This is a genomic window from Desulfovibrio sp. SGI.133 (genome assembly GCF_050313955.1).
Taxonomy (GTDB): Bacteria; Desulfobacterota; Desulfovibrionia; order Desulfovibrionales; family Desulfovibrionaceae; genus Desulfovibrio.
In genome coordinates, this window is sequence record NZ_JBNPMK010000001.1 from 248,174 (window position 1) to 268,997 (window position 20,824).

General features: G+C 55.0%; 26 protein-coding genes. 3 read left to right on the top strand and 23 right to left on the bottom strand.

The window, feature by feature from the left end:
- Positions 1-7: 7 nt before the first annotated feature.
- From ACQRBR_RS01120 to ACQRBR_RS01165, 10 genes are all read right to left on the bottom strand, one after another.
- Positions 8-1,747 carry a hypothetical protein gene (locus ACQRBR_RS01120; protein WP_427812072.1) on the bottom strand — a complete coding sequence of 580 codons (1,740 nt, stop codon included), beginning with the start codon at positions 1,745-1,747 and terminating at the stop codon, positions 8-10.
- Between the two features lie 2 nt (positions 1,748-1,749).
- On the bottom strand, positions 1,750-2,184 hold the full coding sequence (locus tag ACQRBR_RS01125) for a hypothetical protein (RefSeq protein WP_303995674.1): 435 nt from the start codon (positions 2,182-2,184) through the stop codon (positions 1,750-1,752).
- A 9-nt stretch (positions 2,185-2,193) separates the two neighbouring features.
- Positions 2,194-3,789 (bottom strand): hypothetical protein, encoded by a 1,596-nt coding sequence (locus tag ACQRBR_RS01130; protein WP_427812073.1) that lies wholly within the window; start codon positions 3,787-3,789, stop codon positions 2,194-2,196.
- Between the two features lie 110 nt (positions 3,790-3,899).
- Complete coding sequence (locus tag ACQRBR_RS01135) at positions 3,900-4,739, bottom strand: phage baseplate assembly protein V (protein ID WP_427812074.1); 840 nt, start codon at positions 4,737-4,739, stop codon at positions 3,900-3,902.
- Positions 4,726-5,742, bottom strand: a complete 1,017-nt coding sequence (locus tag ACQRBR_RS01140) for a hypothetical protein (protein WP_427812075.1) — start codon at positions 5,740-5,742, stop codon at positions 4,726-4,728. The genes ACQRBR_RS01135 and ACQRBR_RS01140 overlap by 14 nt, the downstream gene beginning before the upstream one ends.
- 1 nt (position 5,743) lies before the next feature.
- A complete protein-coding gene (locus tag ACQRBR_RS01145) occupies positions 5,744-6,448 on the bottom strand; it encodes a hypothetical protein (protein ID WP_427812076.1) in 705 nt (234 codons plus the stop codon).
- Positions 6,448-7,017, bottom strand: coding sequence for a hypothetical protein (locus tag ACQRBR_RS01150; RefSeq protein ID WP_427812077.1), 570 nt, complete (start codon positions 7,015-7,017; stop codon positions 6,448-6,450). Before ACQRBR_RS01150 ends, ACQRBR_RS01145 begins: the two co-directional genes overlap by 1 nt.
- The gene (locus tag ACQRBR_RS01155) at positions 7,014-8,054 is read right to left on the bottom strand and encodes a hypothetical protein (RefSeq protein ID WP_427812078.1); all 1,041 of its coding nucleotides are present in this window, start codon (positions 8,052-8,054) and stop codon (positions 7,014-7,016) included. The genes ACQRBR_RS01150 and ACQRBR_RS01155 overlap by 4 nt, the downstream gene beginning before the upstream one ends.
- A complete protein-coding gene (locus ACQRBR_RS01160) occupies positions 8,051-8,395 on the bottom strand; it encodes a hypothetical protein (RefSeq protein WP_303928002.1) in 345 nt (114 codons plus the stop codon). Before ACQRBR_RS01160 ends, ACQRBR_RS01155 begins: the two co-directional genes overlap by 4 nt.
- The gene (locus ACQRBR_RS01165) at positions 8,388-9,053 is read right to left on the bottom strand and encodes a hypothetical protein (protein WP_427812079.1); all 666 of its coding nucleotides are present in this window, start codon (positions 9,051-9,053) and stop codon (positions 8,388-8,390) included. The genes ACQRBR_RS01160 and ACQRBR_RS01165 overlap by 8 nt, the downstream gene beginning before the upstream one ends.
- A 118-nt stretch (positions 9,054-9,171) precedes the next feature.
- Between ACQRBR_RS01165 and ACQRBR_RS01170 the strand changes: the two genes are divergently transcribed.
- Positions 9,172-10,308: a hypothetical protein gene (locus ACQRBR_RS01170; protein WP_427812080.1), complete on the top strand. Its 1,137-nt coding sequence runs from the start codon at positions 9,172-9,174 to the stop codon at positions 10,306-10,308.
- A gap of 627 nt (positions 10,309-10,935) precedes the next feature.
- On the opposite strand, the gene ACQRBR_RS01175 is transcribed toward ACQRBR_RS01170, so the two are convergent.
- The 13 genes from ACQRBR_RS01175 to ACQRBR_RS01235 all read right to left on the bottom strand — a co-directional run bounded on the left by ACQRBR_RS01175 (position 10,936) and on the right by ACQRBR_RS01235 (position 18,786).
- Positions 10,936-11,070, bottom strand: coding sequence for a hypothetical protein (locus ACQRBR_RS01175; RefSeq protein WP_427812081.1), 135 nt, complete (start codon positions 11,068-11,070; stop codon positions 10,936-10,938).
- Between the two features lie 4 nt (positions 11,071-11,074).
- On the bottom strand, positions 11,075-11,347 hold the full coding sequence (locus ACQRBR_RS01180) for a hypothetical protein (protein WP_427812082.1): 273 nt from the start codon (positions 11,345-11,347) through the stop codon (positions 11,075-11,077).
- Between the two features lie 113 nt (positions 11,348-11,460).
- A complete protein-coding gene (locus ACQRBR_RS01185) occupies positions 11,461-12,957 on the bottom strand; it encodes a hypothetical protein (protein ID WP_427812083.1) in 1,497 nt (498 codons plus the stop codon).
- The gene (locus tag ACQRBR_RS01190) at positions 12,954-13,649 is read right to left on the bottom strand and encodes a hypothetical protein (RefSeq protein WP_427812084.1); all 696 of its coding nucleotides are present in this window, start codon (positions 13,647-13,649) and stop codon (positions 12,954-12,956) included. The genes ACQRBR_RS01185 and ACQRBR_RS01190 overlap by 4 nt, the downstream gene beginning before the upstream one ends.
- 446 nt (positions 13,650-14,095) lie before the next feature.
- Positions 14,096-14,416: a hypothetical protein gene (locus tag ACQRBR_RS01195; protein WP_419492383.1), complete on the bottom strand. Its 321-nt coding sequence runs from the start codon at positions 14,414-14,416 to the stop codon at positions 14,096-14,098.
- Between the two features lie 16 nt (positions 14,417-14,432).
- On the bottom strand, positions 14,433-14,924 hold the full coding sequence (locus ACQRBR_RS01200; RefSeq protein WP_427812085.1) for a hypothetical protein: 492 nt from the start codon (positions 14,922-14,924) through the stop codon (positions 14,433-14,435).
- On the bottom strand, positions 14,917-15,186 hold the full coding sequence (gene lysC / locus ACQRBR_RS01205; RefSeq protein ID WP_427812255.1) for an Rz1-like lysis system protein LysC: 270 nt from the start codon (positions 15,184-15,186) through the stop codon (positions 14,917-14,919). The genes ACQRBR_RS01200 and lysC overlap by 8 nt, the downstream gene beginning before the upstream one ends.
- Positions 15,092-15,436: a hypothetical protein gene (locus tag ACQRBR_RS01210; RefSeq protein ID WP_427812259.1), complete on the bottom strand. Its 345-nt coding sequence runs from the start codon at positions 15,434-15,436 to the stop codon at positions 15,092-15,094. The genes lysC and ACQRBR_RS01210 overlap by 95 nt, the downstream gene beginning before the upstream one ends.
- Positions 15,433-16,029 carry a glycosyl hydrolase 108 family protein gene (locus ACQRBR_RS01215; RefSeq protein ID WP_427812086.1) on the bottom strand — a complete coding sequence of 199 codons (597 nt, stop codon included), beginning with the start codon at positions 16,027-16,029 and terminating at the stop codon, positions 15,433-15,435. Before ACQRBR_RS01215 ends, ACQRBR_RS01210 begins: the two co-directional genes overlap by 4 nt.
- Positions 16,030-16,504: 475 nt before the next feature.
- Positions 16,505-16,792 (bottom strand): hypothetical protein, encoded by a 288-nt coding sequence (locus ACQRBR_RS01220; RefSeq protein WP_427812087.1) that lies wholly within the window; start codon positions 16,790-16,792, stop codon positions 16,505-16,507.
- Positions 16,793-16,832: 40 nt separating this feature from the next.
- Complete coding sequence (locus ACQRBR_RS01225) at positions 16,833-18,032, bottom strand: hypothetical protein (RefSeq protein ID WP_427812088.1); 1,200 nt, start codon at positions 18,030-18,032, stop codon at positions 16,833-16,835.
- 23 nt (positions 18,033-18,055) lie between these two features.
- Complete coding sequence (locus ACQRBR_RS01230; protein WP_427812089.1) at positions 18,056-18,316, bottom strand: hypothetical protein; 261 nt, start codon at positions 18,314-18,316, stop codon at positions 18,056-18,058.
- Positions 18,313-18,786, bottom strand: coding sequence for a phage regulatory CII family protein (locus ACQRBR_RS01235; RefSeq protein WP_427812090.1), 474 nt, complete (start codon positions 18,784-18,786; stop codon positions 18,313-18,315). The genes ACQRBR_RS01230 and ACQRBR_RS01235 overlap by 4 nt, the downstream gene beginning before the upstream one ends.
- Before the next feature lie 437 nt (positions 18,787-19,223).
- Here ACQRBR_RS01235 and ACQRBR_RS01240 point away from each other — a divergent pair, with 437 nt between their 5' ends.
- Together ACQRBR_RS01240 and ACQRBR_RS01245 are read left to right on the top strand one after the other, a co-directional pair.
- On the top strand, positions 19,224-19,961 hold the full coding sequence (locus ACQRBR_RS01240; protein ID WP_427812091.1) for a LexA family transcriptional regulator: 738 nt from the start codon (positions 19,224-19,226) through the stop codon (positions 19,959-19,961).
- Positions 19,962-20,783, top strand: a complete 822-nt coding sequence (locus tag ACQRBR_RS01245) for a BRO-N domain-containing protein (RefSeq protein ID WP_427812092.1) — start codon at positions 19,962-19,964, stop codon at positions 20,781-20,783. It begins immediately after the preceding gene.
- Positions 20,784-20,824: the final 41 nt, after the last annotated feature.

Consider the following 20,824-nt stretch of genomic DNA (forward strand, 5'->3'; position numbering starts at 1 on the left):
CCTTGTCCTACTTGATGAGTTTCGGCTGACCAACGATCCTGCGCGCGGCGCCGGTGATGCAGACAGACCAGGTCACCTTCCACAGGTCAATCTCAAGCTGCTCGATGTTCAGCTCATAGGGAGAGACGCCATCGCGGTCAGGGTCTCGCGGCGTGACCAGAGCGCCGGACGTGACCAGCTGCTCCATGACATCCACCATCATGTTGTTCAGAGACGTCTTGGTCAGACCGTCCGGCTCATGCTTCACCTGAGATGCGCCCTCATAGAAGCGATGGTCGATGTAATCCAGCACATCGTTGATCCACCCGAAGCGCAGATAGTTTGTCTTGAACCACTGCGTCAGGTCGTCATCAGCTCCACATCCGCCAGAGCGCAGAGGCACCACAGGATTGATCCTGGCTTCATACAGCGCATCACGGTTAAGCAGATCTTCGGGGAACAGCTGGGCCAACCCCGTCCGCGACAGGTAGCCGCGGTTTTCCCCCGCAGGGGCGTAATGCACCCCAGGCGTGGATCCCACGGTGACGATTTTGTTGCAGCGGGCCTTCGCGGCGGCCATGGCCCCGGATACCCCCCACACCGTCTTTCCTCCCCGCCACTGGTCATTGGCGGAATACGGAGAATAGTAGGCCCGGGCATGACGACTCTTCAGGCCGATGTCCGAATTCCAGGCGATGGCCTCTGCGTACTTGAGCTGAGGCGGGACGTCATAGAAGAATGGCAGATGGCGTTCATTGGCCACGCTATCCAGGGACACGATGACATCCGGCTCATAGATCCCGGCAGCGAACAGCAGGTTCAGGGCGATCCGCTCATTGCGAAACACATTGACGCCCAACTGCCAGTCGCTGATGGTCGGATCTCCACCGGAAGTGCCACCTTCGAAGCAGAAATCCTGTTCCTTGACCCTGGTGCTTTCGACAGCCTTCAGCACAGGCTCGACCTGTTCCCAGGTCGTACCTTCAAGGAAATCGCATCGGAACAGGCTCGAATCCCGTTCCAGGACAGTTTCCGCATAGGCCGACATCCCCATATCGTCGGTATCATCCTCATCGACGCCAACGATGTGAGATTCCAGGACATAGTCCTCACCCATGGCGTCCTTGTCCAGGATCTTGATGGTAAAGCGCTTTGCCTCGCTATCCACATCCCAGATTTGGATACGACGATTTTTGGACTCATCGCCGTCGATAGGATACAGGGTCATAAAGGCCCCATCCTCGACAACGACAGCTTCGTCATACCGATGGGTGCCGGCTATGGAATGGCCGGTAAAAGGCAGCCACTCCTGCCCACCTTCGACGCCAGGAGCATTTTCAGCCGTGGCCGTATGGTCAGTGGCGCACAACCACTTCTGACCATCTTTGGACACGACCATACCCGCAGTGTAGGCAGCGGCGTCAGCCCATTCCTGCTCGGAGTCGTAGGCGATCAGGAAGGTCAAAGATGGGAAGCGGTAGCCCAAGGCGTTCACCACACGCACTACGTTGACATAGCTGCATTCTTCCGCAGCATCATGCACATGGCGCAGCCCTTCCATCCCCATGGCCTTCTTGGGCAGCGGAGAGCCGAATTTGTCTTCGAGGTTGGTGGTGCCTCCATAAACCGCCATAGGCGTGAAGGGCTTTCCTTTAGATGCCACCACAAGGCATCCCCCCACAGAGATATCACCACCACCGGTCTTGTAATTATTGTCGATCGGCTCAAGGACGGTGATTTCCGCAGCGTTAGTGATGGTCGATTTCATCGCTATTCCTCTTTGCCGCAATACTTGGCATAGGCGCGCTGGATAGCGTCAGAATCGCCCTCTTCAGCGGTAATGCGCACCGTCCACTTTTCCGTCATCCCGGGCAGGGTCACGGCGCACCATCCGGCACCAGTCCGCTCGACTTTGGCTTTTTGGGAGAACTCTTCCAGCGACATCCGTTCCTGAGAGACATCTTGGGAATCCTCGGGACCTGCGCCTTGATTAACGGGCTTATCCTCAGCCTGAGCTGTTTCTTGGGAAGCAGCTGGCTGCTCAACCGGAGAAAAGCGCAGCAGAGGATAACGTCGCTTCAGTCTGGCAACGGTTTCATCGGGAAGATCCACGATGACATTGCTGCCCTTCGGGAAATCAATGCGGCGCCGGCCGATAAGGCAGATGGACTGGCCGCTGTTATTGCTTACATGATAGCGCTTCATCGTAACCTCCTAGGCGTCGGTAAAGATGAGCTTGCAGAGATAGCTCGCACCATCGAACGGCTGCATGTCACGGTAGGCAAGATCCCACATGGTCCCCTTGGACACGAGATCGCCCAGGATGGGATGGCGGAAGGTCAGAGCGGGAACAGCATCACCGGCCACGTAGGCAGTCTGACCATAATCCGCACCACGGGCAAAACACAGGCAGGACCAGGGGTCTTCCATCTGGGGATTGCAGTACAGGTCGAACTGGCCGAAGACGCGGCCAACGTAGTGGGGCTGGGCAGAGGAACGATAGCCAGGAGCCGGCTGGAAGTAGGGGTTCGGCAGATAGCGGAAGGTATTGACCGCGCTGGTCCCGCCGACGATACCCACAAGACCAGACACGCCGTTGCCAGACATCAGCTTCGTATCCACTTCAAGCAGAGCCGCCTGCAAACTTTCGTAATGCTCGCGCAGGGTCAGACTTTCGCTGCACGTGCGATTCCACTCGACCACATCCTTGGCGTGGAACCACATGTCATTCAGATGCTTACGGTCTTTGTCTGCTGCCAGGATGTTGCGCAGGGCTTGCATGGTCAGGTTCTCGATGTCCTGACCAATTTCACGGCGCAGCGCCCAGATAGCCTGAACCGTCGCATTGCCAGCAATGGCGCTTTCATGGGGGTAAAGCGTGCGCGATTCCATACGATGATCGACGCGGGGAATCAGCTCAGGATTGGCTTCGATGTCCACGTCGAACCCCACATGCAGCTCCATTTCACTGGCCGGAGCCACCGAGAAATTCACGCTGACAACACCGGTGGGATATTCGACCGTGCCGGACACCACGCAGGGGGAACCACCAAGCGTGAAGCTGCCGGCAATCACGCCGGAGCCATTATCTTCCGCGACAAGCACCCGGTCAGCATAAATGCGAGTACGCTTCTGCTTGAAGGGGTAGGCAGAGCCGTATTTGGTGGTGGAGGTGAAGGTAAAGTCCTTGGTCGATCCATCGCCCTTCCCCAGCTCTTCACGTCGGTCCATGACCGAGTAGAGGCCGGAGAAGTTGTAGTCGATCTCCTGGCCCTTGATGAAGCTGCCGAACTTGGATCCGGCCACACGCTTGATGCGGAAGAACTCGGACTGGTTGAACTCACCGGGCATGAACGTGACCATGTTGGCGGTAATCGTCTGCAACCAAACCGGAAGGATGAGGGAGACCAGACGGTCGCGCATCATAATGCCCTGGGTCGTGGACATCATTTCCGCGCTTTCGAATACACCGCCGGCATCCTTTTTGTGCGTGCTGAGCATCAGCGCGTTCTCAACGGCCTTATGGCAGGAAGCCAGCAGGTCATCGGATGGCAGGCGGCCATATTTCTGCTCATACCCCTGAAGGGTACGGGCATGGATGGCGGCAATCATCTTGCCGTTTTCAGTCATGGAATAGTGGCTGTCGGAAATGGCACTTTCCAGGATTTTGTTGCGCCTTTCCTGCTCACCGCGCGTCGTGGGCATGATGAAAGAGCCATCGTCGTTCCTGAAGGGATCGACAAGGGTCTTCCGCATGGATGAGGCTCGACGTGCGATATCGGCGACGCGGTTCTCATAAGTTTCGGTCATGACACTCTCCGTGTTTTTGTTTCCGCAACACCTGCGGTTATGAAGAGTGTGACAAGCGATTAAAGTTACTGACAGAAAAACTTTACTAGATATGGCACATATAGATGCGACTAGTGTGAATGATGGTTGGAGTTACTGCCAGCCGCGATGATATCCCCACTGGAATGAATACTGTCCGCCTCCACATGCTTTTCACAGGTAAGATTGTCCCGCATGGTCGTATCGCCATTAAATGTCAGCCCGCCACCGCCTGTCATCTCCCCATGGGTCTTGGCTGATAGGGACAAGGAGCTCTGGGTACTGCCGAAACTTGCCTCTCCACCTGAAGAAAACGTCATCTGGCCTTCGACAGTCTGGGTAAAGCTCCCTGAAATCTTCTGCGTGTAGTCACCCTCCACAGCCTCCAGGACATTCCCTTTGACGGAGGCATACATATTCCCCTCGCAATGGACGACCATATCCCCACTTGGCAAGATTTCTATGGCCGACCCGGAATCCATCTGGGTCACGCGCAGATGGCCGGAACGACAGAATTGGATCAGCGCCCGGTTCTGGCAGAAAACGACATCCTCGTAGTACGGAGGGGTCTGAACAGGAGGCTCATCAGGGGTGCGCTTGTGCTCAAACTGGCCGGCCCCCTGGAATATCTCCGGCGGAAGGGTTGGAACGCCTCCAGGGCTTGCGTGGGCCCCTCCAACGACGACCGGCCGGCGAGTATCTCCACCAATGAACTCTACCCACACCATATCCCCGACCCGAACAGGGCATAGCATCCCTTCCCCTGCCCGTGAGCCCAACGGAAGGCTGAAGACAGCCCACGGCAAGTCCCTGACAGGAACACCGTCAAAGATATCATAGACGTTGACCTTGATACGGCAGCGCTTCTCGGGATCATCGACGGAGACGACTTCCGCAATGAAGCGACCGGCATAGTGCTTATCGTGGCTCAAGTGCTACAGCTCCTTTCACACGGCAGTAGTATTTCTGGCTTGAATACCAGTGCGCTACGGATTCGATAACGACCCTTTCCGGCAACCCTTCGTCGATAGGATTCTCCGGGTCAGGGAGGTGCCATACCAGCTTGGCAAGCTGCCCCGGCGTGATGCTCAAATTTCCTAGCGTCACAAAGTCGATAGCAGTCTGCTTCGTCACAGGCTTGTTCCCCAGTACGTAAGGAGCGGCGGCGCCAGTTATCATGGGTGGCGTGGATTTCGCGCCAGCCAGGAAAGGAATGGAGCTGGATGTCTTCACCCGGCCTAGGGTCTCATTCCAGCCAGTGAATGACCGGATCGCGCTCTCCTGAAGGTGCATCTGGGTAGATGGCCTGGTGTACTTGAGAATCGGGAAGCCAGAATCCATGGTAGCGTAATGGAAGGTCATAGCCGGATCCTGGGCAAGGAGCTCCGCAAACTTCCTGAGATGAAAGGTCCCCCGTGCGACCCACGCATGGGCCCCCTGCTCCTCCGCCAGCTGGCGCAACATCGTTGTCGGCCTTTCACCGGCGATGCAGTGATAATTCTCGACAACGGCGAACTGACCGATACTTCTCTTCAAACCACCAGCAAATGCCGCGGCAATCTCCTGCACGCCACGTTGATTAAACACCCTGGTCCTGTCCGCGATCTTCTTCATATCGAAGACGGGTTTTGCCAGACAATTCAACCTGACCGTTCCATCTGGCATGGGACGGCTTGTCAGAACGACAAACGTCTCCTGACTACTCACGCCATCTTCCCGCCATGTATCCCCCAAGCTGACAGATAACTCATCAAACTCTTGCAAACGAAGCTGATTTTGCAGGTAGGATCCATGATCCCTCAAAACCAGCATGAGCTTGGGGCTATCCAGAGACAGCGCCTCAATGTACGTCCCCTCTTGCAGCAGGCCAGGGTCTATCTCTTTTCCCGAAGCCACATGGACGATCTTGGTGAAAATGCAAACATTGCTCTGCATGTCAGGCCCCCAATATCTCCGCGACACCCCCCACTGTTAGGTAATCCTGGATTTGCGTTGTGACACCGTACAAGGCCTGCGTCGTGACCTCTACCATGGTACGAGCCCCCCAAAGACGCTTTCCATCATCCGCCATAGGCTCTGACGACGTGAGCACTTCCCGGGGAGCGCTTATGGAGGCTCTGACTTCTACCCTCTCACCGTCCAAAACATACGGCACGACGAACCGACTGTGCTTTCTGTACAAGGGAGCAATATATCCGAACCAGGCCAAGGTCATGCGGTCAAGCGTAGCCCTGTCCCATCCCAGCATGAGGATAGAGTACGTCAGGGCCACGGGAATGGTGGTGAGCCTCATGGCCTTGTCCATTCCCCAAACACGCTCCTCATTGACGAACCGGACAGCCTCAGAAAGCACGACCGGTTGGTTTGGATCCGCTGCTACGCCTTGCTCTCGATAATAAGCAATCAGTGGCAGATCTGGCTTCGACTTCCCTGGTTCATTTTCTCGACCCGCGACCCTGCGCAGCACCTTTTGGATGTCATCATTCTGTACGAAGTAGATTTTTTCTTTGACCGGGCGTGCCAGAAATCGGCGAAAGGCCTGGGGCCCCGCGTCAGCAAGACCTTCATAGGCCCCGGCAATCACCCCACCCAAAGCAAAATCCACAGCCTGCAAATCTGTGAGGTCTTCACCATTAGCCATTATAGCACTCCTATCTGCTGCGCCTGACTATCTGCGTTACTGTCTTCAGCTCCAGGGCTATCTTCCAGACTCGGGATCTCTCCTGATGCAGGCAGCGGATAGCACTTGTGAACCATGCCTGCTCCCAATGTCCTTCCCATCGGAATGTTCTCCGCGATGTATACGGTGCGCTCGACGGTCTCCTGAGAGGCCATATCCAGGTATTCCAGCCATTGGACCAACGAAAAGGTGCGGAGGCCCGGCACAGATAGCAGTAGGAGCATGGCCTCTTCATCGCTATGGAAACTTTCGTACAGCCCGGAATCGACAGCGCCAAAGGCCCATTCCCCATCGGGAACGAGCATTGCCCTGGCCTTGATAGGGGCTCCGTATCGTTGGGCCCTTTCATCCCGATCAAGAAGCGTCACAGTAGGGCTATCCACGGCAATGATTTCATTCTGCTCCGAAGGCTGAGCCGGAAAGATGAGACACTCAAATGCCTCAGGATGGCTCTGGAGCATCACAGAAAACGTATGGCTCAAAGCGGCAGCCGTTGCTTGGTAGCTGCGGGGAATGCGGGCATCGCTCACAACTTCCTCTCCTTGATAATGGCGTCGATTTGCTCACGGGTGACACCGAAATTCTTTGCTACCCCACCTAGCATGGCATCAGGGGACAGATTCGCCGCTTTGGCAGCCTTCAGGATCGTTTCCACCGCAGCCACAAGCGCCTTGTTCTCTACCAGCGTCTTTTTACCGCTCCCTCGTGGCTTCAGCTCTCTTTTCAGTTTCTCCGACTCCTTCCGGTGCTCTTCCAGGGCGGCCCGAGCCTCCTTCAAGGTCTTACGATCCATGACGGCCCTGAGATTCGCGTTGGAGAGCGTGCTCTTACGGACAGCACTCTTGAAGCCTGGTCGCCCACGTTCTTTTTCCAATTCGCGGGCCAAGACCATGAGAACTCGATTTTTCTTGAGTTCCTGGAGCACACGCAGGACGTGCTTGCAGCAACATCCTGTCAGGCGCGGGTTACGGATTTTGGGGAAATCTCGTTCCAGGGGCTCAATCGCATAGCCTCCCAATGTCGCCAGATACCGATACCAATATTGATGGCGCCCACAGGGGCATTCAAACGACAGGCGCCCACTGACAAGGGCTTTCGCCGCCTGAAAGGATGGCGTCGTAGCCATGACCGCCTCTGTCCACCCCTCAAGGCGGATTTGGACGCGATAGTATCGCTGCGTATTCCCGCTGACTTGGAAAAAGAGCAGGCCACCCTTGCGCTGATAGAACGTCGCGCTGCGCACTTCTTTGGCACGCTGCTTATCAACAGAGAGGGAGGCCCGAATCAGGGACGTGTACGGAACGCCCTGGATGGAGCTCTTGAACCTTTTCCCCTTGCTTTTCCTGGCCTCAAGAAAGGCGCGGAGCTCTTCAGGGGAATAGCTGACGGTCTTTCCGTTGCGCCCATAGGCCAGGACGAGATCCTGATCTCCAGAAGCATAGCGCTCCAGCAGTTCTGGCGTCAGAAGACCAACGGCATCATCACGCCTGATACTGGCCTCTTTCTTGAGCTGCTGAGAGAGTTTTTCAAACTCCTGGAAGGCTTCCCTGAGGTCATGCTTTTTCATGCGCGCATTCCACGGGCTTCATAGCTGCGGATACGCTCACGCAGCCACGACGTTTTGGGTAGCCAGATCGTCTGGCCGGCCTGCAACCGTTCACGAGGATCGTCCAGCGCCGCCGCCATCATCACGACCCACTTCAAGGTGTCCAGACCATAGACCTTGTAGGCTACGAGCTCCGGGAAAAGGCAGTCTGCTGGCTGAATGACATAGGATCCCCAGTCAGAGCTGCGTTTCGTTCTGTCCGTCTGGGCGGCCCGGATCTCTCTGTAGAGCTCGACCCGGAGCAGAGGATCAGGGATATTAAGAGGGGACAACCGAGAACCAGAGGAAAAAATATCAAACACAGCCGCCCTCCAAAGCCTCACGCTTCATCTCGTAGCGCATGGCGCGGGTGCGGTCGTGGCCACGAGTAATAGCGTTGATGGTCCGCATGACCGCCAGAGCATCATCATTGCGCTTCCGTGCCGAACACCGTGCCATCACGCGCAGCCACCGCTCGGAAAGGGGCTCTTCCATAACCGCCCCAGCCACGCACATCAGCAAGGCCTTGTGACCAGAGTTGAACTTGCGCCAGTCCACACGGTACACGAGCCGGCCCTTCTCATCGGTTCCGGCATCGATGAGCCCAAGCTCTCCGCTTAAGCGAATGGCATACCGTTCCATCCCCTCGCCGAGGATTATTCCTCCGCGAGCTTCCAGGGCAAAATACCAGTCCAACGCCCGTTGCAGGTTGGTCCGCCCATCCTCGGCAGGAGCGTCAAAGTTGAAAGAGGTAGCCAAGCTGGAAAACGAAGCCGTACGATCCTCGACCATGACGACCCAGCCGCCCTTAACCTTGGCTTCGATATCCCGCTCCATGACCTCGATCCAGTCTTCTGGATTTCCTTTGATGTCTCGCAGTTCAACGACGATCAAATGCTGTCCATCCCAAACTGCCATTGCCTGGACCTTGCTAGTACCCTCAAGAGCTATCGCCAGTATTCGTTTCCGTGACTCTTCCATAAGTTATCCCACCTAGGCCGATATCATGGCAGATTTACCACCTCTTGCGCAGCACAAATGGACTAGATATGGCAGATGTAGGGAAAACAGGTTATTCAGTTTTCAAGGGGGTAACAGTATGAAACATGTCCTGGTAGCTTTTCTGGTGATGTGCACAAGCCTTCTGTGTGTGAGAACTGTCCAAGCATTGACTGAACAGGAGTATCAAGAGCTGCTAGAAATCCCGTATTTCCAACAGGCTGACAAAGACCTTTCCTCGATTTGGAAGGAGGTCTATGCCGAATTGCATGGAGCCTACAAAAAACAGGTATTGGCAGATCAGCGCCAGTGGCTGAAAAAGGGACGTGAAGAAAACGCGAAATTTTTGATGGAAAAGAAGAATCTTGGAATCGCAGAGGCCTATACCGTCGCGACCTACCTACGAATCGGAGAGCTTTCCGTCATTCAGTACAACAATGGCTCAGGCAGCGGCTATCCACGGCCAGACGATTACTATGCTGACCAGATGTATGAGAAAGCTATGGATGTTATCCAGAAGCTTGGAGGAAAAAAATCTACAGGGGAAGAAGAAACAATCGCGGCTGACTGGAACTCTTTATATATAACCTATTTGACTTGGCGTGGCGCTCCGTACCCCTTGCAAATCACGGTTAAGCAGTTTTTAGCATGGGCAAAAATGAAAGGCATGTCATGCCAATGGGGAAGCGTTGATAACCATGTCGCGATACTGAATATTACCGCTATTGATAAAGTAAAAAATGTTGAAGAATTTTATCGTATTGTTTTTGAGACAGCCCCAAATATAAATCGTGCTGTCGTGACACGGTGCCTACAAGATGACTTTGAGTTTACGGGGCAATATAAGGATAACCTATTTTTGCGTACCTTTATCGCCGCCGAGTCTGAACGTAATAAAATTCCGGCGCATCTGCTTGAAAGTACACAGACTTCAGCGCCCCAAAAGCCAGCCACGACGACCCAGGTTTGTGGTCGCGTAGTCAAAGTAACTGGACTACCTGCTCCCCTATCAAGAATCACCATGGTTGATTTCGACGGGAATCCAATCGGAACCTTCTATATCAATGAAGATTTTGTCCCTGCCCAAGGCTATGCGGAATGCTCAGCCATTGCCAAGCCTGGTGCCTTCATCTGTGCTGATATTGTTGAAGTCACTCCCAATGATATTGGCTGTCAGACCTTTGGAGTAACGGAAGATAGCCTGCACTGGATCGGGAACTGTGCTGTTCCTAACTAACTGATAGAAAGTATCATATTTTTATATGCCTAAGTGACAAAAATCATCCTCAAATATTTAACTTGATATTATATTCCGCAAAAACATGAGAAAAAACAGTATGTACTTTTTCATTAAAATTATCATTCCAGCCTTAGCAGAATTTTATTACAATGACGTCGAATTAATCAGATTGGGCGTTAGCGAGATGACCATACAATTTAGGATAGCAAAATATCTATCTAATCTTATCGAACCAAAATGTAATCTCCGTATAGACTGTGAATACAATAGGAATATGTACAATATAAAAAAAATTAATGAAGATAATGTACGCCCAGATATTATCTGCCACAAAAGAAATAGTGATGAATGTAATCTATTCGTTATTGAGCTAAAAAAAGAAGATCCAAATACAGATTTGGAAAAAATAAAAAAATATGTAAATAATCCCACGTATGCATATAAATATGGCTACTGCATATCAAACATAACAGAAAACGACTTTAACGTTTATTCCTATCCACAATCAACTATATTCCCTGACGGTATATATAAATTTAGAGTTCAAAGGACAAATACTTCATGTAAAATAATAATCCCTAATAGTCCTACCTATCTTTTTACGTCCCCAGGGCCACGGCCACGTTAAGACTCAAGCGCAGATACAGGCCAGGCATCATCCAATGCCTGGCGGAAGCGTTGTTCGGCTTCCGTGCGGCTCTGGAACAGGCTGTCCAGCAGACATTGCGGGCTGAGCGAGGCCGCTCGAACAATCAGCATATTTCTACAGCCTGCCTGCGATCTTGCTGTGCACCAGCAAGACATCGACCAGGATATGCTGCTCATACTCCGTCAAAGGGACGTGTGCGACTAGCTTCTTTGCCATCTCTTCCAACATCTGAGGCTCGCTAGATCTCTCACGTGATGTAGAAAGGAGTTCCAAGGCGAAATCAAGCGTTTTTCCCGTCAGGGGAGCTCCACTGAATAGCCTCCTTTTGACGTGCCCGCACCTGGCACTATGGGCTTTCCTTTCGCGTGCTTCATCCCAGTCTTCCATATGATGACCTCCGAGCCTGCCATGCAGGTAGTTTTCCTCCCTCATAGCACGCCTCTCAAAGCCTGGCAAAGCAGATGCTGTCACCTAGCAATATACACCATCACGAAAAAATTTTACTCTCCCATCCAAGCCTTGGCCATTTCAAGGAACTTGTTCTGCCTGCTCTTGGCGCTATCTCCCACGCCAGCCGGGACGTAATCGACCAGGAAGGCAAAGCAGCACGTGTCTGAGAGGTCAGGCGATTTGATCCCCTCGGCCCGCATTTTTTCCTTCGGTGTCATGGCATAGCGCCCCCGCTCGTCGAGCTTGTACGGTAACTGCGAGACCTGATCCACGAATTTGCGCATATGCGGGCCACGGAATCGTTTCTCGAAGATGGCCTCTCTGAGCTTGCAATGGGCGAAAGCACGTAGGTTGCTGTATCGCCGCTGGGCAGCTGTAGTGTGGCAGGGAAGGCCCCAATGGATACTGACGACAGGGATCCCCTGCTCTTCCAGCTCCAGGATAACCGTCCGGCCAGCGCCGTCACCATCAACGGCCACGGTCAAATTGGGATACTCGTGGTACTTGCTGGCTATCCAGCGGGCGAACTCCTTTTCATTGAGATCCAGGAACTCTTCACAGAGGAGACTTTGGACGAGCCGCTTGTCATCCCTGCCGGCCATTTTGACAAGATGCCCGACAGATGAGTCCCGGTGTACACCTTCGGCGACGTCACAGAGCAGGACGTACCCCCAGTCATCGTCAGGAAATGTGATCTCCGTGTACTGGCAGTCCTCTGCCCATTGCCTGGGGATAAGGTATCCCCCCATGTTATCGGGGAAGCGCCCCAGAACCTTGATCTGGTACTCGGGAGAATGATGGCCGCCGTACTCGTACAGCTTCTCCCGGATGAATTGCAGGGAGACCAAAGGCGATTCTTCGGAGTTCATCGTAATGGCCGTGTATATGCCGCCGCTGCCATTCCCCTCTTTTCTGGCAAGGTTTCGCATGGCTTCCGCGAAATGCCCTCCGGGGCGTGTTGGCTGGGATGTCATCACATAGCGGTTACGACGGTGCGTCAGAGCACCACGAAGTACACCATGGATCGCATCGTCTACGCCCGACGCCTCGTCGACTACGATCAGGAGATTGTTGTTGTGCTGGCCTGCCATATTTTCCGGGGCACTTTTGCTGGCGGTCTTTGGCAGTACATACCAGCTATCTTTGAAAGGCCTGGCGTAGTACCGACGTGTTTCTTTGACGAAGAAGCCGCGCATCCACGGGTACATTGTCTCCATACGCTCGATGACCCCATCCAGGTACTTCCAGACGACAGACCGGGCCTGTTCGATGTTCGTTGCTGTGAGGATGGCATTCGAATGCGGAAAGGTCCTCAGGTGCCAATCCAGCAGCCAGGCGAGCACCCAGCTTTTGCCTGTCCCGTGCCCGCTGGCTACGGCAACCCTGGCGCCGGGCATTGAACACGCTTCGATCATCTCCATTTGTTGCCAGGTAGGAGTCTCGGGACAGTTCTCCAACACGTAGGCCGCGAAATCGTCATAGTACCGTTCCCGAAATTTGAGGTAGCGTGCATCGGACAAAATATTCTGACACCGAACAGCCATCACGCATCCTCTTCTGCTGCGGGTGTGATGGCCCTGGGCGTAGCTCCGACGGCGAAGGAATCAGCCATTTCTTTATGCAGCTCGTGCATTTCAGCACGGCGGGCCGGCAGCTGTTCCCGCTGCGCATCCTGGGCCTTTTTGCGCTCAGCAACCCGTCTCTCCATCTCCTCATCCGTCATGACACAGTATGCCCCTCCTGACGGATCCACGGGCTCGGGCTGTTCTTTTGCCAGCAGGATCTTGATGGACTCGGGCAAAGCAATCCCAAGAATCTCAAGATCAAGCGCTGCCCTACTTGCGCTGATATTGCCGTCCCGAAAATCAGCCATGATTTTCTGCGCATCAGGGGACATCTTCTCGTTCACAGACTGCGGGAAGGCCTCTACATAACCACGATGCCGTCCCTGAGTGCGTAAAACAAAAAAGGCCGCAGAAAGATTCCCGGCCTTTGCTTTTTTGAACACAACCTGCTCGATCTCGTCGAGGTTCGCGTCAACAAGATCCCGGTAGACCTCTCCCAGCTTTGGGTACCTGCTGATGTAGCTGTCAAGCGTCGTCCTGGAGCACCCAAGAGCACGTGCCGCGGCAATCTTGCATCCCCCGCTCTCGATGATCGCCGTCTCGACCTGATCCTTGGTAAATCTGCGCTTCCTGCCAGCAGGCTGGATTTTCTTCCTTGGCTTTTTTGCCGTCATGCTCCTGCTACCTTTGCTTGCTGCAAAATATCAGCTGCTTTCCGAATCGAGCTTGATATATCCATCTGGACCTCTACGGTCTCGTGGGAATAACCGCACAAATTACACCGCCTGATCCTGATGATACAAGAGGACAGAGACGATGTCTGGACGACGTGTGTCGTGGCCTTACCGCAGGAAGGGCATTGATATCCTTTTTCCTCACGCATCGTCTTATCCCTCCTCCTCTGCGCAGCACAGGCGACGGTTTCTCTCTGCAATCAGAGAGTTATAGAGCTCTTTCTTCTCCCGCCGGCACTGCGCCAGGATCAGATCAGATTCCACGAGCTGGCGCCTCAGCTCGTCATTCTCGCAGGGAAGACACAGGCCCTCGTCATTCAAGAGCAGCTTTTTCCCGCACAACTTGCAGCGACCGATGGCGCGACCATTCCAGCTTGATGACGACATCACAGCCCCCGGAAAATGAAAAAAACAGCAGCGGCAGCGACCACCGCCAGGGAAAGAACGGAAAGGACAAGCGGCAGGGGCCCCTGCTGCCCGGCCACAGCACACATACCGCTCCTCCAGGGGAAAAGACTTTTCCGGTAAAGAGCACAACGAGCTCCCAGACATGTCACGGGAATAAACGTCATTTCCCCACCATCGGGCATCTGCTGGATCACGAAATTAAAGGCTCCTGTCTGGACGGCATTGATCCGCCCGACCTCTCTTTGCTGGATAGAGACCCTGGCAAGCGGACACCACTTTTTCTCGGCTTGTTCAGGCATGGCGATTACCTACTGTTTACTTGTTACAATCTGCCCCGATGCATTCGTGAGAGGTGCAGCACTCATCCCCCTTGAATGGGCAGTTCTGTACGTGCTGACGACGCTGCTCCGGGCTCATCGTCTGCCGGATTTGATTGATGTCGCCGGGATCCATCAGGTCAACGATCTGCAAGCCATGCTTTTTGCGCATGTACGCATCAAACAGCTTCAGGCCGACGCCATTCACCACAAGGACGATGCCTATCTGGATCTCTGGCGTCACCCCAGGATAGCACAGCGGTGCAATCAGGGCGAAGCCCAGAGAAACGGCTGAGGAAACCACGGAAGACAAGATCGTGTTCCCAATCAGCTGCCATTTGTTCCGTTGCAGGTAGCTTCGCTTGATATGGCTGACACCAGAAGCCAGGGCGATCCCGAGACCAATCAGAAAGAGCGGCCACAGGTCCCTGGCGATAGTAACGTAGTTAGACACCTCTCCCGCATTTCCGGCCTGGTTCAGATTATTCACGCAACACCTCCTCCATTCCGTCGTAGTAGAGCCTGATAGCGGAAAGCCGGCTGTTGCACAGAGCCATAGCCTCGCGAACCGCGATAGCGTACCTGACATGGGCCAGGGCGGCTCCTTCGGTATCGCCAGCCTTGAGCAGTTCCAAGGTGGCGCCATTATTCTGGGGTTCAGCGCACGGCTCCAGCAGCACCCTCGGTGGCGTTATCACCGCCGGCTGCGGCGCCGGATGAGAGCACCCGACGATAGCAGTCATAGAGCTCATCACCAGACAGAGCTCGGCATTCCTCAAGCCTTTTTTCCAAGTCCATGCGAACACGGTATACCTCCTCCAAATCCTTCGTGTGCTGTACCAGGGAGGAGACAGTCTGCTCTTGCTGGGCAGCCAGGGCCTTGTTGACGCGAAGGGAGACCTCCGCGTCCACTTTGCTTTCTACCCAGGCATTCACACCGGCGACCAGAAGAAGGGCCACAAGCCCTCCACCTGCGATCTTGGCCTTCAGGTCGCCGCTCATATCGAGCCTCTCCCCCGCTTGGACAGCCAGCCATTCGTGAACACACGCCGACTGATGTTCTTGGTGCCGAGATTGATGTACCAGGCAGCTTGCAGGCCATTGATGCCGTTCTGCACAGCCTGGGCCCGCCCCTTTTCCACGATTGCCAGAAGTCGATTCCTGGTGGCCGGGCCGTAGGCCTTATCGACCACGAGATCACTGCCAAACTCTTTGGCACCGTTTTGCAGCGGTTTGTTAAGGCAGTTGAGCGTGAGCTGGAGGTAGTACGTCGTTCTGGAGATCCCCAGATTGACCGCCTGCTCGAAAAGCTCATACGCGAGCCCGTCAGGCAGTTTGTCGCAATCCAGGGGCAGCCAGAACGTATCCTCGTAAAATTTCTCCGTCAGTGCCTTGATCCGCTCGAAGTTCCGGTGCCGCGTCACACTGACGCCGTCCGCTTTCGCTTGGTCGATGAGCGACCAGCCATCCCAGCGGGGATGGTTTTTGCGGCTGATGCCGCTCCACGTCTCCCCTCCGGGATCCCTGGGATCATGCTCCAGGTGCCACAGCCCTTCATCGGCCATAAGCGCATAGAAAGCCTTGCTGAAGTCCATGTTTTCTCCTTGAGGCATCGCCATGCCTATCTTGGCAGTCTGAAGCCTCCCAGGAGCTATGGACAGGACTTTCCTGCTATATATGCCAAATAGCGGGGACCTCTCTCATTTTGGGCCTTCGGGAAACGCCGCATATGTCCAGAAATATTGCAGCGTGAGAAAAAGGCGAAAACCAAGGCAGAGTAAGCCTATTCGGGCTTCAACTTGGGGAAATGTCCCCCCGGCGCCATGTCCAGAAATGCCATTCCAGATTTTCGGCATATTTTCGTTCTAAGGCATTTTTTCTTTTTCACACGACCAAGCGAACGCGCAGGACATGTTTCGAGCCTTAGAATCGAACGGAGGCTGTTTTTCAGGACAACCAGGCTTCGTACTCTCGCATGATTTTGGCAACCAGCCAAAACAGCAGCGTGAGACAGATCAACCAGGCGCCCAAGAATACAGCCCAAAAACCTCGTCCCTGCATGGCTCTCCCCTACTGCATCCGCAGGCGTTCCATCTCGTTCTGGGCCTCGCTGTCTCCGTGCAATGCTTGCAAGAGCAGCTTGGCCATATTCCTGCCCGGCTGGTTGTAGGAGACGGTATCAACCGGCAACGCCATGGGGCTTTCCATGCTGGTCGCCCTACGGCAGCGGGGCAGCAGCCGCAGGATGTCCGCCGGGCAGGGGAAGCGACTGGACTCCTGCCGGTGCATCACGAAGGCTCGGCCAACGTCATCTTTGTCCTGCCCTTCCAGATCCTGGGCCCAGATGTCTGCCAGCAAGAGCATTTCCTCGGGGCTTCGCCCGGTGCGGTATACGGCTTCACACTCGACAAGGCGCAATGTCAGCCACTGCGTATCCACGGAGTTTCTCATGGCGACCTCCTCCGGTCTCGATTATCTTGCGTTCTGAATTTCGTGCGGCAAGAGCGGCTGCCGCCATTCCTCTGGCCTCCTGCTGGCGCTTCTGGAACTCCGTAGGGGCCCTAGGAGTGTTCCCCGGAGACACCACATCAGCCCCATTGCCCTGTCCCGGCTGCATATACGGCTCGTCGTTCCAGCCCTTGCCATGCAGCCACTTGGCCATGCGAGGAATCATCCCCCGGGCCCAACGGCTGTCTTCAGCCTGCAAGCGGGCAATGGATTCCCGGATGACATAGCAGGGAGCAAGAGTGCCGTTGTTGTGCAGGCGCATCCATTCGCACCACGCCTCCTCCTGTCCCTGCTTCACGGGCCAGAGTTCCCAGCAGGAGAGGAAGGCCCGCCATTCAGGGTGGCCCTTGCTGGGGGCGTCGGTTTTCACCGGGCCGTCAGGACGACGGCCGGACGGTCGGACGGCAGGGCAAGTCCGGGGCTCCACACTGTTCTGCCGAGAGGGGACATCCGGCGCTGCTGCCGTCCCACACACCTTGGCGGGAGGATCAACGCGCACGCGCGTGTTTTGATATTTAAATATATCCTTGGGTAAGGGGATATATTCTTTTTCCTTTTCCCTTTCCTCTTCCTCTTCAGCGGGGGGTATGCCTACGGTATGGATAGGGTATGGATACGGTATCGATACCCTATCCATAGGGTATCCGTACCCTTCGGATACCGTATGGATACCGTCCGCAGGGGTATCGCCTGTCGCGGGCCTGTCGGACATGGGACGTGCGGCGGCCGCGCCCATTCCAAAGATGTCAGGATAGGCGTGGCACAGAGCCTGGCGCAGCCTGTCCGAGCGCACGCCGGGCAGCATCCCCTTCAGCGCCTGGGCGATTTTGGGCGAGGTGGTTGTCTGGTGACGGATGAAGCGCGTCAGCAGAATGAAGGCCCCGTCCGTCACAATCTTGCCCGCCGCCTCCAGCTTTGCCAGCCCGGTATCTATGGCCTTCATGTCCAAGCCCGTTTCAAAGGCTATCTTGCGCCGCGAGACCTCCATCACGCCCAGATTACTGGTATGCGGGCAGGTGAACAAATACAGGTACAGGAGCTTTTCGCCTGCCTCCAGGTCTTCCACGAACGGATCGTTCCAGAATGCCATGCGTATGGTGCGATATTCAGCCATCAGCGGTCCCCTCCCCAGCGCCAGCTGGCGTAGCTCTCGAAGCCGTCGAACAGCTTGCGTACCGCCGGAGGACATTCTGATTCCAGCACCCACGTTTCCGAAAATTCATCCTCAGTCAGCACCCGTACCTCACCCGTCACGGGCAAGATCAGCTGCCACTTGTGTCTGGGCAAGGGCGCAGCATAGGCGCGTTGATACGGCATGGTCACCGTGATGACCCTCTGCGCCGACGCCGGGTAGTCAGGCTGTTTGGTGCTCATTGCAACTCCCTATTTTGTCTTTCCCATTCGGAAGCATACGCAGCTGATGTCTCGGCAATCTCCGTGGCCAGCTCCGTAGCCATTTGCTCGATAGTGTGGGGATTGGCCTTCCCCTCCCGGACGGCTCGATGGAAAGCAGCCAGGGCCTGTCCATCATCCAGACACTCATCGCGGACATCGTCTTTATCCGGTTGCACATCGTCAGAGACGAGCCGGAAGCCAAAACGCGCCGCGAGAACCACCAGCGGCAGCGGCGGCTCTTGCGGCGCATCCCCACAGCAAGCCCGAATCAGCAAAGGCAGCGTGTCCACGCCTATCTTTGCACCATCATCTTCGCTATCGAGCTCACGGTAGAGCGTCGTGTAGCCCTTGCCCGTCTCGGCAGCGATGGCCTTCAACGGCAGGCCGCTGTCGTCCACCATCCTGCGGACAGCCTCGCTCATGCTCATGGAGCCATTAAATTTTTTCATGGAGAAATCTCATGTAGTTCTGGCGTAAATGCTTGATGATGGGAGGTATGGAAACTCCACATCAGCATCCATCGCCGCCGGGGTTATTACCGCTGGCATTCTGACGGAGAATTGCTCAGTTGTTGGGGCTGGTCATGATTTGTCTTTGCTTGTTCACTGGGGAAATTTCTTCCATACACAAACGGCCAGAGAGCAATCACATAGTTAAAGCTCAGTCCCTGCTTGCCAGAAATGAATCTGGACAAAGACCCTTGTTCGACGCGGTAGGTCGTACTGAGACTTTGCTGCGTGACGCCAGTTTCGGCCTTCCTCGCCAAAAAATCTGAACGGAATTGGTCGATATTCATGTCGGCATGATATGATTCAAATCATAGAAAAGCAAGTCCTATGATTTATAACAATATGACATGCGTCATATTTTTAGGTAAAAGTGGAATATGGCAAACGATTTTTTTGAAATTATCCGTCATCGTATCCAGGCGACAGGAATGTCTCAGGCCCAATTTGCCCGGGAGACAGGCGTACAGCAGGGGTCTTTGTCCAGATTTCTGAAGGGGGAACAAAGCTCCCTCAGCGGAGATACTGTGGCGAAAATAGTCGCTTTTTTTGGTGCGCGGCTTGTCTTCCCTGGGGAAGACAGCTCCGAGCCTGCCCGCGACGTATGCTGGGTAAATGCCAGGATCATGCCCGCCGGCGAGCATGTGGCCCCTCCAGTTGCCGAGGACTATCTGGCCGCGCCCCTGGTGGGCGAGGTTGGCGCCGGGCCCGGCTACCTGCCGCAAGATGAGGTGCAAAGCTGGTTTTTGATCTACAAGCATGTGCCAGCCATCATGGGCCGCCGCAACCTGATCGCCGTGGAGATCGGGAAGACCTCCACTTCCATGCTGCCCCTGCTCTCCCCCGGTGACATCGTGCTGGTGGACAGGGACGATATCGACGTCAGCCACGCCGGGCACATCATGCTGGTGCGTGATCCTGAAGGTGCGGGCATGGTCAAGCGTGTCAGCGTCCAGTCCGCGCCCGGCGGCAAGGATTTTTCCATCCAGTTCTATTCCGATAACGCCGCCACCAATCCGCCCCTGCTCTACAGCCTACGCGAGGACTACGGCGGTGAAATCAGCAACGCTATCGTGGGCCGCGTCATCTGGGCCTGGAGCGATGTGCGGGGGAAGTAAATGAAAGAAAATATTGCCATGTTTGAGAGCCGGAACGTCCGGCGTCTGTACGATGAGAAGACCGAGACCTGGTATTTCTCCGTGGTGGACATCATCGGGCTGTTGACGGAAAGCCCAGATCCAGGCGCGTATTGGCGCAAGTTGAAACAGCGTCTGAAAAAAGAAGGAAGTGAGGTCGTGACAAATTGTCACGGACTGAAGTTAACTGCCCAGGATGGAAAGAAATATAAAACAGACGTTGCCGACGCCGAGACCCTTTTCCGCCTCATCCAGTCCGTTCCCAGCCCTAAAGCCGAACCCATTAAGCTCTGGCTTGCCCAAGTGGGCTATGAGCGTATCAAGGAGACGGAAGACCCTGAAGCCGGCATCGCCCGCGCCCGTGCCATCTGGGCCAAGCAAGGCCGTTCCCCGGAATGGATCAACCAGCGCCTTTTGAGTATCAAGATACGCAACGACCTGACCGACTACTGGAACGACCACGGTGTTAAGGGATCCGCTGAGTTTGCCGCGCTCACTGGCATCACCCATAAAGAATGGTCGGGAATCTCCGTCAAAGAACACAAAAAGCTAAAAGGCCTCAAATCCCAGAATCTGCGTGACCATATGAGCGACGCCGAACTTGTGCTCACCATGCTGGCTGAGGTTTCGACAAAGCAAATCGCTGAGAGCGTGAATGCTACCGGCTATGAAGAGAATGCCGATGCCGCCAAGAAAGGCGGAGGGGTTGCCAGAATGGCCCGTGAAGAGCTTGAGCAAAAAACAGGCCAGTCAGCACTAACTGGAAAAAGGTCTCTGCCGCCATCCTCAGAAGATGAAAAATAATTAGATGCCCCTCCTCGTGAGGGGCTTTTTTTATGCCTGCC